General features: G+C 48.3%; 15 protein-coding genes. 3 read left to right on the top strand and 12 right to left on the bottom strand.

Annotation, left to right across the window (positions count from 1 at the left end; all coding sequences use genetic code 11):
* Positions 1 to 52 precede the first annotated feature (52 nt).
* From trmD to rpsP, 3 genes are read right to left on the bottom strand one after another with little or no spacing between them, the layout of a single operon-like run.
* Positions 53 to 802: a tRNA (guanosine(37)-N1)-methyltransferase TrmD gene (trmD, locus tag ACO0LE_RS14080; protein WP_422960984.1), complete on the bottom strand. Its 750-nt coding sequence runs from the start codon at positions 800 to 802 to the stop codon at positions 53 to 55.
* A gap of 47 nt (positions 803 to 849) precedes the next feature.
* Positions 850 to 1,392 (bottom strand): ribosome maturation factor RimM, encoded by a 543-nt coding sequence (gene rimM, locus ACO0LE_RS14075; RefSeq protein WP_422961005.1) that lies wholly within the window; start codon positions 1,390 to 1,392, stop codon positions 850 to 852.
* Positions 1,393 to 1,428: 36 nt separating this feature from the next.
* Complete coding sequence (rpsP, locus tag ACO0LE_RS14070; protein ID WP_262838614.1) at positions 1,429 to 1,680, bottom strand: 30S ribosomal protein S16; 252 nt, start codon at positions 1,678 to 1,680, stop codon at positions 1,429 to 1,431.
* A 197-nt stretch (positions 1,681 to 1,877) separates the two neighbouring features.
* Between rpsP and ACO0LE_RS14065 the strand changes: the two genes are divergently transcribed.
* Entirely contained in the window at positions 1,878 to 2,294 is a 417-nt protein-coding gene (locus ACO0LE_RS14065; RefSeq protein WP_422960983.1) for an NINE protein, read from the top strand.
* Between the two features lie 66 nt (positions 2,295 to 2,360).
* Here the strand turns inward: ACO0LE_RS14065 and ACO0LE_RS14060 are convergent, their stop codons facing one another.
* The 9 genes from ACO0LE_RS14060 to ugpQ all read right to left on the bottom strand — a co-directional run bounded on the left by ACO0LE_RS14060 (position 2,361) and on the right by ugpQ (position 11,895).
* Positions 2,361 to 4,151 carry an acyl-CoA dehydrogenase gene (locus tag ACO0LE_RS14060; RefSeq protein ID WP_422960982.1) on the bottom strand — a complete coding sequence of 597 codons (1,791 nt, stop codon included), beginning with the start codon at positions 4,149 to 4,151 and terminating at the stop codon, positions 2,361 to 2,363.
* A 153-nt stretch (positions 4,152 to 4,304) separates the two neighbouring features.
* Positions 4,305 to 5,234: an electron transfer flavoprotein subunit alpha/FixB family protein gene (locus ACO0LE_RS14055; RefSeq protein WP_422960981.1), complete on the bottom strand. Its 930-nt coding sequence runs from the start codon at positions 5,232 to 5,234 to the stop codon at positions 4,305 to 4,307.
* Positions 5,235 to 5,305: 71 nt separating this feature from the next.
* Positions 5,306 to 6,058, bottom strand: coding sequence for an electron transfer flavoprotein subunit beta/FixA family protein (locus ACO0LE_RS14050; RefSeq protein ID WP_422960980.1), 753 nt, complete (start codon positions 6,056 to 6,058; stop codon positions 5,306 to 5,308).
* Between the two features lie 309 nt (positions 6,059 to 6,367).
* Positions 6,368 to 6,595 carry a sulfurtransferase TusA family protein gene (locus tag ACO0LE_RS14045; RefSeq protein WP_422957783.1) on the bottom strand — a complete coding sequence of 76 codons (228 nt, stop codon included), beginning with the start codon at positions 6,593 to 6,595 and terminating at the stop codon, positions 6,368 to 6,370.
* 178 nt (positions 6,596 to 6,773) lie between these two features.
* On the bottom strand, positions 6,774 to 7,295 hold the full coding sequence (locus ACO0LE_RS14040) for an NUDIX domain-containing protein (protein ID WP_422961004.1): 522 nt from the start codon (positions 7,293 to 7,295) through the stop codon (positions 6,774 to 6,776).
* 10 nt (positions 7,296 to 7,305) lie between these two features.
* A complete protein-coding gene (locus tag ACO0LE_RS14035; RefSeq protein ID WP_422960979.1) occupies positions 7,306 to 7,824 on the bottom strand; it encodes a GNAT family N-acetyltransferase in 519 nt (172 codons plus the stop codon).
* Positions 7,821 to 10,433: an alanine--tRNA ligase gene (alaS, locus tag ACO0LE_RS14030; RefSeq protein WP_422960978.1), complete on the bottom strand. Its 2,613-nt coding sequence runs from the start codon at positions 10,431 to 10,433 to the stop codon at positions 7,821 to 7,823. The genes ACO0LE_RS14035 and alaS overlap by 4 nt, the downstream gene beginning before the upstream one ends.
* A 224-nt stretch (positions 10,434 to 10,657) precedes the next feature.
* Entirely contained in the window at positions 10,658 to 10,993 is a 336-nt protein-coding gene (locus ACO0LE_RS14025) for a hypothetical protein (RefSeq protein WP_422960977.1), read from the bottom strand.
* Between the two features lie 170 nt (positions 10,994 to 11,163).
* A complete protein-coding gene (gene ugpQ / locus ACO0LE_RS14020) occupies positions 11,164 to 11,895 on the bottom strand; it encodes a glycerophosphodiester phosphodiesterase (protein WP_422960976.1) in 732 nt (243 codons plus the stop codon).
* A 55-nt stretch (positions 11,896 to 11,950) separates the two neighbouring features.
* Here ugpQ and ACO0LE_RS14015 point away from each other — a divergent pair, with 55 nt between their 5' ends.
* On the top strand, positions 11,951 to 13,207 hold the full coding sequence (locus ACO0LE_RS14015) for a CaiB/BaiF CoA transferase family protein (RefSeq protein WP_422960975.1): 1,257 nt from the start codon (positions 11,951 to 11,953) through the stop codon (positions 13,205 to 13,207).
* Between the two features lie 112 nt (positions 13,208 to 13,319).
* Positions 13,320 to 13,883, top strand: a complete 564-nt coding sequence (locus ACO0LE_RS14010; protein WP_422960974.1) for a glycine zipper 2TM domain-containing protein — start codon at positions 13,320 to 13,322, stop codon at positions 13,881 to 13,883.
* Positions 13,884 to 13,953 lie beyond the last annotated feature (70 nt).

Genomic DNA, 13,953 nt, shown 5'->3' with positions numbered 1-13,953 from the left:
AACAAGCAGGTCAATACCTGCACTTAAAGTCAGATCCTAGGAAATGACTGAACTACAAACTACTCAAAAACTTCTCGTCAGCCTTACTGAGCAAACCCACCTCACGTGCCTGAGCAATCAGGTCGGGACGTTTACGCAAGCTCGCTTCCAACGATTGTTCACGACGCCATTTTTCAATGTCAGCATGATTCCCCCCCGTTAAGACGGCAGGGACCGGAATTTCTTCAAATACATCCGGCCTGGTGTAATGTGGGCAATCAAGGAGGCCATTTACAAAACTATCCTGTACGGCAGAATCATCATCATGCAAAACTCCTGGCAATTGCCTGATGACGGCATCCATCAAAGCCATCGCTGGAATCTCACCACCAGATAATACGAAATCGCCCAGGCTAACTTCCTCGTCCACATACTGATCAAGCAAACGCTGATCAACCGCTTCGTACCTGCCACAAAGTAAAACAACACCATCCAGTTGCGATAACTCCATTACACGCCGATGCGTCAACGGACGTCCCTGCGGTGACAGATAAATTACTCTGGAAGCAGCATTACTTCCGGACTGCACCTGACGCTGTTTCGCTGCATCAATTGCTAACTGCAAAGGTTTAGCCAGCATCACCATACCAGGACCACCACCATAAGGCCGGTCATCCACGGTACGATGTCTATCTGTTGTGAAGTCACGGGGATTCCACAGAGATATAGCACACTTCTCCTGCTCAAAAGCACGACGGGTGACGCCGGATTTGGTCAGCGCAGCAAACATTTCAGGAAACAATGTAATGACATCAAACTGCATATCGCATGCCTTTCGATCTCATCAAACTATTTCTCATTACAGCACGCTTAATAATCCAAGCCCCAGTCAACGATAATTTTGGCGGCCTTCAGATCGACCTCTTTTACAAAGCTGTCTACGAAGGGGATCAAACGTTCCGATTTAGCCAAATCAGCCTCAGGGACGTCAGCTGCTGCAACCCGTAAAATAGGATGAGCACCGTTATCCATCAAGTCTCTAACCTGACCTAAGTCTTCACCTTGCAAGTTGTGCACTGATGCGCCGATCAGATCCACCCAGTAAAACTCTCCATCCGGTAAGGCTGGAAAATGACTACGGGGAATCTTAACAATTGTGCCTTTAAGCGCTTCCGCTGCATTTCTGTCGGCCACGCCCATTAGTCTCGCAACAACATCCTCGCCGTGAATCTTGGATTCCATGCGATCTACGTCGTGCAATTCAGGCCATATTTTTGCATTCTCCAGCCACCATGTTTTGGCGCTGAGCAACGCATCGGCATCATTGGAGTAAGGGTGCACTCTTACCCAACCATGAATGCCGTATGCTCCCGAGACGTAGCCCACCAGGACTAAATCTTCAGGAACATGCACTCCAACTGATATCACTTGCTAACAATCACGCAGCAATTAAGCTGCAGCTTTGCCAGATTGCGCTACCAGACGAGCAACTGCTGGTGACAATTGTGCACCAACGCCTTGCCAGTAAGCCAGACGATCTGCTGCAACACGTACTGTCTCAGCATTACCATTTGCGATCGGATTGTAAAAACCGATGCGCTCGATGAAACGACCATCACGACGATTGCGTGAATCTGTTGCAACGATATTGTAGAAAGGGCGCTTTTTTGCGCCACCACGAGCTAAACGAATAACGACCATAATATTTCCAAAAAATGTCTAAACGCGGAAAAAGCCGCAAATTATAGCCTGCTTCGAGACCAAACCGCAAGCACTATCCAAGATTCAGTCGTGTTTTACCGACGATGTCCGGGCGACTAACCCAGCCGAGATTTGAGAATAAGCCAGCAGGGGGCATCGTCTTGCTCTAGAATCACGTATTACTTTGCAGAACACCTATGAATACCATCCATAAAAACAAAACCATCACTACCCTGCTTGCCGCAACACTCGGAAGCGCGGGTCTGCACCGCTTCTATTTAAAAGGCAAGCAAGACATTTGGGGCTGGTTACACTTAGCAACACTACCATTGTCATGGCTGCTTGGTCATTTCTTTTTCGGCTCGCCACTACCTGTGACTGCAAGTCCATTTATCTTGTCATTTTTAATTGCTATGCTAGAAGCATTAGTACTTGGACTGACAGCCGATGAGAAATGGGATCAGCAATATAATGCGCAATCTGGGCAAACCAGTGAATCCTCATGGCCTTTAGCGCTGATTTTAGTATTAAGTCTTGGTGTGGGAGCTTTTGCATTAATCGCCACAATTGCACGCGCTTTTGACCTGTTATATACGGGTGGCTCTTTCGGCTGACATAAGAAACAATCTCAATAAAAAAGCAGCCTCAGCCGCTTTTTTATTTTTTGATCAGCACACTAATCAGAACTGATCTTCAGTCAATGCCAAAACACCGGCACTACCTTCTACAATAGAAGTACGCAATCCCTGAGCCGCAGACAATATGTGATCTGCGAAGAAACGTGCCGTAGCGATTTTAGCCTTATAAAAACTAGAATCACCCTCACCCGCCTGCAATTTATCCTGGGAGATCAATGCAGCCCTAGCCATTTGCCAGCCGCCAAGCACAATACCAGCCAGTTTCAAATATGGAACGCTACCGGCAAACACCGCTTTAATATCCGTTTTAAAATTCGCCGCGACAAAAGCAACTACCTCTTCCATAGCATCTGCACCCAATAACAGCTGGCGCTGGATTGCCTGCAAATCATCGGATTGCACTGCAGCTAATTCAGATGCTGTTTGACGCACCTGGGCAATCAGCGCCCTGGCCGTTGCGCCGCCGTCACGAGCAGTTTTGCGACCAACCAGATCGTTTGCCTGAATCGCCGTCGTACCTTCATAAATCGTCAGAATCTTGGCATCACGGTAGTGCTGAGCCGCCCCAGTTTCTTCAATAAAGCCCATTCCACCATGTACCTGAACACCTGTTGACGTAACATCCAGAGACATTTCAGTAGACCAGCCTTTGACAATAGGCACCAGATATTCGTAGCAAGTCTGATTTGCTTTACGCACAGACTCATCGACGTGGTGATGAGCTGCATCACTCGCAGCTGCGGCTACATAAGCAAGCGCACGGGCACCCTCAATCTGCGCACGCATCGACATAAGCATACGACGCACATCAGGATGATGAATAATAGTGACGGGGCCAGCAGAACCCGATAAATCACGCGACTGAACACGGTCTTTCGCATAGCCTACGGCTTTTTGATATGCGCGCTCAGCGATACCAATACCTTGCAGACCGACCCCGAAACGAGCTGCGTTCATCATGATGAACATGTATTCAAGGCCACGATTCTCTTCGCCAACTAACGTACCTATCGCACCACCGTTATCACCAAATTGCAGTACTGCCGTCGGACTCGCCTTGATACCCAATTTATGCTCAATCGAGACGCAGTGCGCATCATTGCGCGCACCCAGAGAGCCATCCGCATTTACCAGGAATTTAGGAACAATAAACAGAGAAATACCTTTGACGCCCTCGGGTGCGTCTGGTGTGCGAGCCAACACCAGGTGAACGATATTTTCAGCCATATCGTGCTCACCATAGGTAATGAAAATTTTCGTACCGAAAATTTTATAAGTACCGTCGCCCTGAGGAACTGCGCGTGAACGTACCATTGCCAGATCTGATCCCGCCTGCGGTTCAGTCAAATTCATCGTGCCAGTCCATTTACCGGCAATCAGATTTTCAAGATAAATCGCTTTTTGTTCATCACTGCCTGCCGTCAACAATGCCTCAATCGCACCATCACTTAATAAAGGGCACAAGGCAAAAGAAACGCTCGCCGAATTCAACATCTCGATACAGGGTGTAGCGACCAGCTTTGGCAAACCCTGACCGCCAAAATCAGCCGGATGCTGCACGCCCTGCCAACCTGCCTCGCCAAACATTTTGAACGCTTCTTTAAAACCTTTAGTCGTGAAGACCTCGCCGTCTTTCCAATAACTCGGCGCCTGGTCTCCTGGCCAATTTAAAGGGGCAACAACTTCGCCAGTAAATTTTGCATTTTCCTCTAATACAGCTTCAACAGTTTCCAGCGTCGCGTCTTCGCAACCTGGCAGGGCATTGACTTCGGCAAGACCCGCCAGCTCACTCATCACGAACAGCATGTCTTTCAGTGGCGCTACATAGCTCATATTTACTCCATGAAAAAGGACAGGATGATCAGGATCATGTCAGAACCAGAGAAAATACTCTGTCAGCTTCACGACAAACCTGCCTATCCTGTCCTGTTAATATTCCAAGACTGCTCACGACAAACCGTGTTTGCCGTGCTCACATTGAATTGATTAGCCTAACTCGGCAACCAATTGCGGTACGATTTCAAATAAATCACCAACGATACCGTAATCAGCCACAGAGAAAATTGGTGCTTCAGGATCTTTATTAATTGCCACAATGGTTTTTGAATCCTTCATACCTGCCAGATGCTGAATTGCGCCAGAGATACCGACAGCGATATACAACTGCGGAGCAACGATCTTGCCGGTTTGACCAACTTGCCAGTCATTTGGCACAAAGCCAGCATCAACTGCCGCACGCGACGCGCCCATCGCAGCTCCAAGGCGGTCAGCCAGAGGTTCCAAGACTTTAAATGCATCACCAGAACCCATACCACGACCACCAGAAACGATCACTTTCGCCGCAGTCAGTTCAGGGCGATCTGATTTAGCGACTTCACGGGAAACGAACGCAGATTTACCTGAATCAGCAACAGCAGCAATGCTATCAATCGCAGCAGATCCACCGGTACCAGCAGCATCAAAACCCGTACTACGCACAGTGATCACTTTCACCGAATCGGCAGACTGTACGGTTGCGATTGCATTACCTGCATAAATTGGACGCTCGAACGTATCAGGCGAATCTACTTTAGTAATTTCAGAAATTTGTGACACATCAAGTTTAGCCGCAACGCGTGGCAAAATGTTTTTGCCGTAAGCGGTAGCAGGCGCCAGAATGTGGCTATAAGCGGAAGCAATTGCCAGCGCTTGCTCAGCAACATTTTCAGCTAAGCCATCAGCGAAATAAGGTGCATCTGCGTGCAACACTTTGCTGACACCAGCAATCTGAGACGCCGCCTGTGCAGCAGCAGCAGCATTATGACCTGCGACGAGGATATGAACGTCACCACCACATTGAATAGCAGCAGTAACTGTGTTTAATGTACTTCCCTTCAAGGAAGCATTGTCGTGTTCAGCGATGACAAGTGTAGTCATGATGTTTTCCACATTGATTGAACCAGATCATCTGGCACAAAGATTATTCTTAAGGACTAAGGACAAATGAATTAGCTGATAACTTTAGCTTCGTTCTTTAGCTTGGCAACCAGAGTCGCAACGTCAGGCACTTTGATACCAGCAGAGCGTTTTGCTGGCTCAACGACTTTTAAAGTCTTCACACGTGAGGTCACATCTACGCCCAGATCCACTGGCTTTACATTGTCCAATTGCTTCTTCTTGGCCTTCATGATGTTTGGCAAAGTGACGTAGCGCGGCTCATTCAGACGCAAATCTGTTGTGATAATCGCTGGCAAAGTCAACGATAAAGTTTCCAGCCCACCGTCAACTTCGCGCGTCACGGTCGCTTTGCCGTCAGCAACGACAACCTTGGATGCAAAAGTCGCTTGCGGCCAACCCAACAAGGCTGCCAGCATCTGACCTGTCTGATTGCAGTCATCATCAATTGCCTGCTTGCCCAGGATAATTAGCTGAGGCTGCTCTTTGTCAGCCAGTGCTTTCAACAGTTTAGCCACTGCCAAGGGCTGCAATTCGGCGTCGCTCTCAACTAAAATACCGCGGTCTGCGCCGATCGCCATCGCTGTACGCAAAGTCTCCTGGCATTGCGCGACACCACAAGATACTGCGACAACTTCAGTCACAACGCCTGCTTCTTTCAAGCGCATTGCTTCCTCTACGGCGATTTCGTCGAAAGGATTCATCGACATTTTGACGTTGGCGATATCCACGCCAGTGCCATCGGATTTGACGCGTACTTTGACGTTGTAGTCGACTACACGTTTGACTGGTACCAGGACTTTCATAGTTCTGCCTTTACTGAGCTAATTTTTGAACAGAGATGGTGAAACGGATTAATTCTGATGAAACGAATGTTGCGAGTGCAGCAAATTGACGTATACGTAAACTTCATCAATTATAAGACTAAAATGATCTAAGCCACACAATTTAGCACGATCGTTCTTTTCAATCCAGAACCACAGTAGAGCGGAACCCCTAAACGAAGGGCTTTCCACAACAAACGACTACATGGATCATGCATAAAAAAAGCTCACTTATCGTGAGCTTTTTTATACTAAGAATTGGCAAACTATTGCTGACATGCTGTCACGCTATTATTTACGCTTAATAAAATATTCGTACTCTTTGCTGTTTTCCAAATGAGAAAGTAGTTCATTGCCAGTTTGCTTGGAGAATGCTTTGAAATCTCTCACTGAACCCGGATCAGTTGCAATGACGTGCAATACCTCACCAGTAATCATATCTGCCAGAGCTTTTTTGGTCTTCAAAATTGGAAGCGGACAATTCAATCCACGAGCATCCAGTTCTTTATTGTATTGCATGATTTTTTCCAGTAGCGGGAATAAACAATTTGAACAGCAAAATACTTACTAAAACATTTGCACCAATTCTACCGGAAATTTAATCAAGATGGTGCAACGCAACAACGAGACCCCAGATTCCACATTGATTAACAATTGTTTGCACAATTTTAGTGAGTATCTGTTGTTAGCTGATCACTCAAGAACTTGCCCAATCAGCAAATACGGGATCCAGACCTTGAGTACGCATCCAATCTGCCATCGCATAACCAGTTCCGGCACGCCAGGGACGTAATTTTTCCGGGCTGACAAGACGATACTCTAATAATTCGGTGGACAATTGAATACTGCCCGAAGCTTTTACATGGTAGGCGATAATGACTTCGTTTTTTTTGATGAACTCATATACGCCGATGAGACTCACCTGATCGGCGTCGAGATTAGTCTCTTCTTTCAGCTCGCGTGCAATCCCCTCTTCCGGCGTCTCACCACGCTCCATAAAACCAGTAATCAGGGCGAAAGTTTTTTCTGGCCAGGCAGCATTTCTTGCAAGCAAAATATGGCCCTCAACTTCGACCAGCGCGGCCAATACCGGAAGTGGATTGTCCCAATGTGTCCAATGACCTTCCGGACACGCCAGTCTAAGTCGGGAGGCTTCTTGCTCATCTGCGCGGTACGCCAGTGACGCGGCACATACGGGACAAAATTTTAGTTCCATTATTGGGGTTCGTTTAACGACCAGTGCGAGGAATTTGCGGCTGCTTAGGATGAAAGCGCGCCATAGAATATGCGTCTACAAATACGCCGTTGCGCAGCGAGTGCGCACGCATCGTGCCCTCGATCTCAAAGCCAAACTTATTATACAAATGAACTGCCGCCGCATTATCACAATACACCGTCAATTCAATACGCAATACGTTGAGCCAGTTATCTGAGAGACTTAATATCTCGGCAAGTAAAGCAGTGCCAACACCGCGCCCGGTGAACGAATCCGCGACAGCCATGCCCAGACCTGCCACATGACGACGGCGTGATTTCTTTTCGAGATGCAAACCTGCCGTGCCCACTACAACACCGTCATACACTGCAATTAGCAAAGTGTCGTCGGGATTAAATTGCTTTAATCGTTCCTGCCACATTTCCACCGTCGGGTGCGGCAATTGCAAGGTACTTGTAAACGCATTGGTACTTGCATACACCCGTTGGATCTGGGCAGCATCTGCTGGTTCGGCACGGCGTATAAAGATCATAGGCGCTCTTTAATCCAGTTAGGTACATCAGCCAGCGCTTTTAACAGACCGCTAGCATCAGTACCGCCGGCCTGAGCAATATCAGGGCGACCGCCGCCTTTACCACCAACCTGTTGCGCTACGAAATTGACCAGCTCACCTGCCTTAAGTTTAGAGGTTGAATCCTCAGTCACACCAGCAACCAAACTGACCTTGCCATCGTTCACAGCAGCTAAAACAATTGCGGCTGTTTTCATCTTGTCTTTCAGCTTGATCATGGTTTCGCGCAGAGCTGTCGCATCCGCCCCCTCCATGACCGCAGCCAACACTTTGACGCCGTTGACGTCTAAGGCTTGTTCCAGCAAAGCATCACCCTGATTCGCTGCCAGCTTGGATTTCAATAGCGTTAATTCTTTTTCAAGAGACTTAACGTGATCTTGCCATTGTGATATGCGCTGTGTCAATTTCTCCGGTTGCGTTTTTAATGCACCGGCGATGTCATTGACACGTTGATTTAAGGTTTGCACCAGATCCAGCGCAACTTCACCAGTCACAGCCTCAACACGGCGAATCCCTGCGGCAACACCGCCTTCAGACACTATTTTAAACAATCCGATGTCGCCTGTACGCGACACATGGGTACCGCCGCACAGCTCACGCGACGTACCGATGTCCAGTACACGCACTTCGTCACCATACTTTTCGCCGAACAACGCCATTGCACCATGCTTGATCGCATCGTCATACGACATCACCTGCGCCTGCGCAGCGGCGTTAGACAAAATTTCACGATTAACAATAGTTTCAACCTGCAAAATTTCGGCATCGGTCATCGGCGCGTTGTGGCTGAAATCGAAACGGGTCTTTTCAGCATCAACCAGTGAACCTTTTTGCGAGACATGAGCACCCAGCACTTCACGCAACGCCTTGTGCATCAAATGCGTTGCAGAGTGATTACGCACAGTTTGAGCGCGTACTGAGGTAGCTACTTGCGCATGCAAACTTTGACCGACCTCTAAAGTACCTGCGGTCAGAGTGCCGTGATGGCCAAAAACATCCGCCTGAATTTTTTGCGTATCAGCGACTTCAAATTCGGCACCGCTAGTCGATTTCAACACACCAGAGTCACCGCACTGACCGCCAGATTCAGCATAAAAAGGTGTTACGTCTAGTACCACGATACCGGCCTGCCCAGCTCCTAATTTGGACACAGCGCTGCCATCGACATATAAGGCAATGACTTTACTGTCGTTACTCAATTGCTCGTAACCGACAAATGTCGTTTTGTCGCCGCTATATTCGATCGCTGCGGCCATTTTGAATTTGCCTGCGGCACGAGCGGTTTGCTTTTGATGCGCCATGGCAGCATCGAAACCTGCCTCATCCAGAACCACATTGCGCTCGCGGCAGATATCTGCAGTCAAGTCCAGCGGGAAGCCGTAAGTGTCGTACAGCGTAAATGCGGTTGCGCCGTCCAGATTTTTACTATCTTTGGCCAGAGCTGCTTCCAGAATCTTCATACCATGTTCCAGCGTTTCGCCAAAACGTTCTTCTTCCTGTTTCAAGACCTGAGCAACGCGCTCGCCAGCCTCTGCCAACTCAGGATAAGCAACACCCATTTCTTTCACGAGATCCGCCACCAATTTGTAGAAAAACGGTTGTGGCTGACCCAGCTTGTGTCCATGGCGCAATGCACGGCGCGTGATACGACGCAAGACATAACCGCGTCCTTCGTTACCAGGAATAATGCCGTCAACAATCAGAAAACCTGCGCAGCGGATGTGATCGGCAATTACTTTTAAGGAATTGTGGTTCAGATCTGTACAACCGGTTTCACGCGCTGCCGCCTTGATCAGATGCTGAAAGGTATCGATCTCGTAGTTGGAATGCACATGCTGCAACACCGCAGCAATACGCTCCAGTCCCATACCGGTATCGACGCACGGCTTTGGTAAAGGATGCAAAACGCCTTGCTCATCCTTGTTAAATTGCATGAACACCAGATTCCAGATTTCGATAAAACGATCACCGTTTTCATCAGGTGAGCCTGGAGGGCCACCCCAGATATCCGCACCATGATCATAGAAAATTTCAGAACACGGACCACATGGACCTGTGTCTGCCATCTGCCAAAAATTGTCTGATGCGTAACGAGCGCCTTTGTTGTCGCCGATGCGGATGATGCGTTCAGGCGGCACGCCAATCTCGTTTTTCCAGATATCGTAGGCTTCGTCATCTTCCTGATACACCGTCACTGTCAGCTTGTCTTTTGGCAGGCCATAGACGACGGTCAGTAATTCCCACGCATAGTTGATCGCGTCACGTTTAAAATAATCGCCAAACGAGAAGTTGCCCAGCATTTCAAAAAATGTATGGTGGCGCGCTGTATAGCCGACGTTTTCCAGATCATTATGCTTGCCACCGGCACGTACGCTGCGTTGCGCTGTTGTCGCGCGGGTGTAATTGCGCTTGTCCTGACCAAGGAAGACATCCTTAAATTGCACCATACCGGAGTTGGTAAACAACAAAGTCGGATCATTACCAGGGATCAGGCTGGACGAACGGACTCGTGTATGGCCTTTGGATTCGAAAAAGCTGAGGAATTTATCGCGGATTTCAGACGAGTTCATAGTAATTTTCAGGGCAGATTGATGCGGTTTTAAAGTTTAGCTCTTGATTATACGTGATAACTTCGCGCATTTTCTCGTCAAAACTCATTTCGACCAGGCAAGTTTCAGAGGCTCTTGACATGCCAACTGAGAATAATATTCTCAGCACCACCGATAAAACAAAACCCGTCTGGCATCGAATACCAGACGGGTTATACAGAAAATACTACAGTAAAACGTTTTTCTTATTGTGCGGGAGTACTTGCGGTACGTGCATTGTGTTTTTTCGCGTAGATTTTTTTACTTGCGCGATTTTCTTCATGCTCCAGTTTCGCACGTTCTTTTTTCGTTACTTTGCCATCTGCTTTAGCGGCTTCCTTATCCGTTTCGATTTTTGCTTCACGCTTTTCAAGGTTCGCTGTTTCTTGTGCAGTCAAAGCACCACTATTCACACCATTAGCGATACGTTTTTGTTGGTTCTCTTGACGCTTGTCGATGTTAGGCGTGTTTGTGTTTTGAGCAAACACAGGGATAGCAAACAAAGTTGCAACGAGTACGGAAACGAGTTTAACTGATTTCATGATAGTGCCTTTCTGCGTTGTAAAAGTGGAGCGCTTCTTAATTAATCTGAGTCATTTTTTGTATCACTCATGAGCCTATAACGAGGTCGAATACAAGCCTGATGACATGAAAACTGTAAGCCATGTAATGAATCGTAACCATCAGCTCAGGCGATAATTCCAACAATACTCTAGGTAATAAAGTCGTGAGAAATCAAGTCAATCCTGTCGGTACAAAACGCATCCACACCCCACCCTACAATTTCGCGCGCCCGCTCTGGTGCATTTACCGTATAACAAAATACGCCATAACCCGCAGCCTTGATTTGCGCAGTAAGCCCAGCAGTCAAATGACGGTGATTTGTATGCAAAGCGATCGCTGAAAGAGTTTGTAGTCGCTGTTGCCAGTCGCTCTGAATCTGATCAGTCAGATATCCGCGAGGGATCTCTGGAGCGGATTCTCTGGCACTCATCAGAGCATCAAATGAGAAAGATGAAAATAAAACTTGTGCCCCCGCTTGCATTTGCCGGGTCATCTGCGCAACCACCCTACCCGTTTCCGTCTCAAAACCTGGCACGGGTTTAATTTCTACATTCATCCAGATACCGTGCTCCAGGCAGAATGCTAATACTTGCTGATAGCTTGGGACGAGCGTCCCTGCAAAATCATTTGAAAACCAGCTACCAGCATCCATCCGCAATAAGTCATGTGCCGTCGTGCTCGCAACGCCGCTCTCGCCACGGACAGTTCTGCCAAATAAAGGATCATGCATCAGCACAGGTATGCCATCCTTTGATAACATGACATCGAATTCAACCGCACGGAAGCCATGCCTGAAACCACACTGCATCGCAGCAAGGGTATTTTCCGGAGCCAGAGTGCCGCCGCCCCGATGAGCGACAACTTTAGGATAAGGCCACATCATTGCTCTCCATGTTGACTCTCCGATTTGCACAAAAAGAAAACGTACAGGATATATGCAGACCACAGAAAAAAACAAGACCTCACTCGGACATATCCGGGTCCTCGATCTGACACGTGTACTTGCCGGTCCATGGTGCGCACAAAATCTCGCAGATCTCGGTGCAGAAGTAATTAAAGTTGAAAAGCCCGTGTCTGGCGACGATACCCGCACCTGGGGTCCGCCGTATTTGCGAGACGCAGAGGGCTACAACACGACTGAAGCAGCCTACTATCTTGCCGCCAACCGCGGCAAACAAGCAATCACCATCGATATAGCCACAGCAGAAGGTCAGCAAATTATTCGAGAACTTGCACAGCAATCCGATGTGGTTCTTGAGAATTATAAAGTTGGCCAGCTTAAAAAATACGGACTGGACTATGACAGTCTAAAGTTATTAAAACCAAACCTAGTGTATTGCTCGATCACCGGTTTTGGACAGACAGGCCCATACTCTCATCGTGCGGGTTACGACTTTATTGTGCAAGGCATGGGTGGCTTTATGTCGTTGACTGGTGAGCGCGATGACCTGCCCGGCGGAGGTCCGCAAAAAGCAGGTGTTGCCATCGCCGATCTGATGACAGGAATGTATTCAACCATCGCCGTAATGGCAGCGCTGACCCATCGTGACCGCACTGGCGAGGGCCAATATATAGACATGGCATTGCTTGATGTACAGGTCGCGATGCTGGCTAATATGAACACGAATTATCTTGCCAGTGGTAAAGCGCCAAAACGCTGGGGCAATGCCCATCCCAACATTGTGCCTTACCAGACCTTTGCAAGCTCTGATGGTCATATCATTGTCGCGGCAGGTAACGACGGCCAATATCGCAAATTTGTTCAGGCAGGTGGTCGTCAGGATCTGGCCGATGATGTACGTTTTATCAGTAATCCACTGCGCGTGCAGCACCGCGACATTTTAGTTCCGCTGCTGGCAGACATGGTGCAGCAAAAAACAAAGCAAGAGTGGATCGATGTGCTGGAGGCAGCAGGCGTACCTTGCGGCCCGATCAACTCGCTTGATGAAGTTTTCGAGAATCCTCAAGTTATCGCACGGCAGATGCAGATGGATTTACCGCATCCAAGTGCCGGCAAGGTAAAACTTGTTGGCAGTCCGATGAAGATGTCAGTCACGCCAGCGGTATATCCGCTGGCGCCGCCCCTGCTTGGACAGCATACCGATCAGGTGTTACAAGACTTACTCCATTATGACGATGAAAAAATTGCCGGACTAAGACAGAGCGGCGTCATTGGTATTAAGCCGCTATAACGTAATACAAAATTAAGGAATTAACGATTATTTACCTTGCCTCGCAAACCAAGGTCAACAACCGGGCGCCACGCTGCGTTAAGGACATATCATCAACGTTGCGGAGTCTGTCATGCGTAAAGTAGCGATCCTCATTTCTGTCCTGGTCGCGAGCCAATTAACGGCTTGCGCCACGCGGGGTTATCAGGGATACCAGAATTCTTCCAGTTCCCCATATCCGTCAAACTACCAGACACCGTATCCGGCACAGAACCCAGCGTATCCTAATCAATATCAGCAGCCAGCCTACCCTCAATATCCGCAAGGATATCAGGCACCCGCCCCTGCTTATGTCGAAGTCGCTACCATTGTCGGCATGCGTGAAGTCGGGCAAGCCAGTCATAATCAAGGCGGTGCTGGCGCTCTGGTCGGCGCTGTATTAGGTGGTGTGATCGGTCATCAGGTCGGCAAAGGCGATGGCCGCAATCTGGCGACACTCGGCGGCGCAATAGCTGGTGGCATCGTCGGCAACGAAGTCGAACGAAACAATGCTCCGCAAAAAATAAAAACCGAAATGACCTTGCGCATGCCAAACGGAGAGCAAAGAACGGTGCTAATTGAACCAGGCTCCTACTACCGGATTGGTGACCGCATCAAGGTCATTTATCAAAATGGCCAGCTGAACATTGTTCAATAATTTTTACTAAACGACTAATGATAAAAAGGCTGAACCACCTTCGTGATTCAGCCTTTTACTTTAATACGAT

The organism is Undibacterium sp. Xuan67W, from assembly GCF_049340165.1.
Classification (GTDB): domain Bacteria; phylum Pseudomonadota; class Gammaproteobacteria; order Burkholderiales; family Burkholderiaceae_D; genus Undibacterium.
The sequence above is the reverse complement of the archived record's forward strand: the minus strand, read 5'-3'. Positions and strand labels throughout refer to the sequence as shown.

What these genes read in the sequence shown, in the direction of transcription:
- ACO0LE_RS14055 (WP_422960981.1), bottom strand. Translation starts at nt 5,234, where the DNA reads ATGACTACACTTGTCATCGCTGAACACGACAATGCTTCCTTGAAGGGA.
- ugpQ (WP_422960976.1), bottom strand. Translation starts at nt 11,895, where the DNA reads ATGTGGCCTTATCCTAAAGTTGTCGCTCATCGGGGCGGCGGCACTCTG.
- trmD (WP_422960984.1), bottom strand. Translation starts at nt 802, where the DNA reads ATGCAGTTTGATGTCATTACATTGTTTCCTGAAATGTTTGCTGCGCTG.
- ACO0LE_RS14010 (WP_422960974.1), top strand. Translation starts at nt 13,320, where the DNA reads ATGCGTAAAGTAGCGATCCTCATTTCTGTCCTGGTCGCGAGCCAATTA.
- ACO0LE_RS14065 (WP_422960983.1), top strand. Translation starts at nt 1,878, where the DNA reads ATGAATACCATCCATAAAAACAAAACCATCACTACCCTGCTTGCCGCA.
- alaS (WP_422960978.1), bottom strand. Translation starts at nt 10,433, where the DNA reads ATGAACTCGTCTGAAATCCGCGATAAATTCCTCAGCTTTTTCGAATCC.
- ACO0LE_RS14025 (WP_422960977.1), bottom strand. Translation starts at nt 10,993, where the DNA reads ATGAAATCAGTTAAACTCGTTTCCGTACTCGTTGCAACTTTGTTTGCT.
- ACO0LE_RS14050 (WP_422960980.1), bottom strand. Translation starts at nt 6,058, where the DNA reads ATGAAAGTCCTGGTACCAGTCAAACGTGTAGTCGACTACAACGTCAAA.
- ACO0LE_RS14035 (WP_422960979.1), bottom strand. Translation starts at nt 7,824, where the DNA reads ATGATCTTTATACGCCGTGCCGAACCAGCAGATGCTGCCCAGATCCAA.
- ACO0LE_RS14045 (WP_422957783.1), bottom strand. Translation starts at nt 6,595, where the DNA reads ATGCAATACAATAAAGAACTGGATGCTCGTGGATTGAATTGTCCGCTT.
- rpsP (WP_262838614.1), bottom strand. Translation starts at nt 1,680, where the DNA reads ATGGTCGTTATTCGTTTAGCTCGTGGTGGCGCAAAAAAGCGCCCTTTC.
- ACO0LE_RS14015 (WP_422960975.1), top strand. Translation starts at nt 11,951, where the DNA reads ATGCAGACCACAGAAAAAAACAAGACCTCACTCGGACATATCCGGGTC.
- ACO0LE_RS14060 (WP_422960982.1), bottom strand. Translation starts at nt 4,151, where the DNA reads ATGAGCTATGTAGCGCCACTGAAAGACATGCTGTTCGTGATGAGTGAG.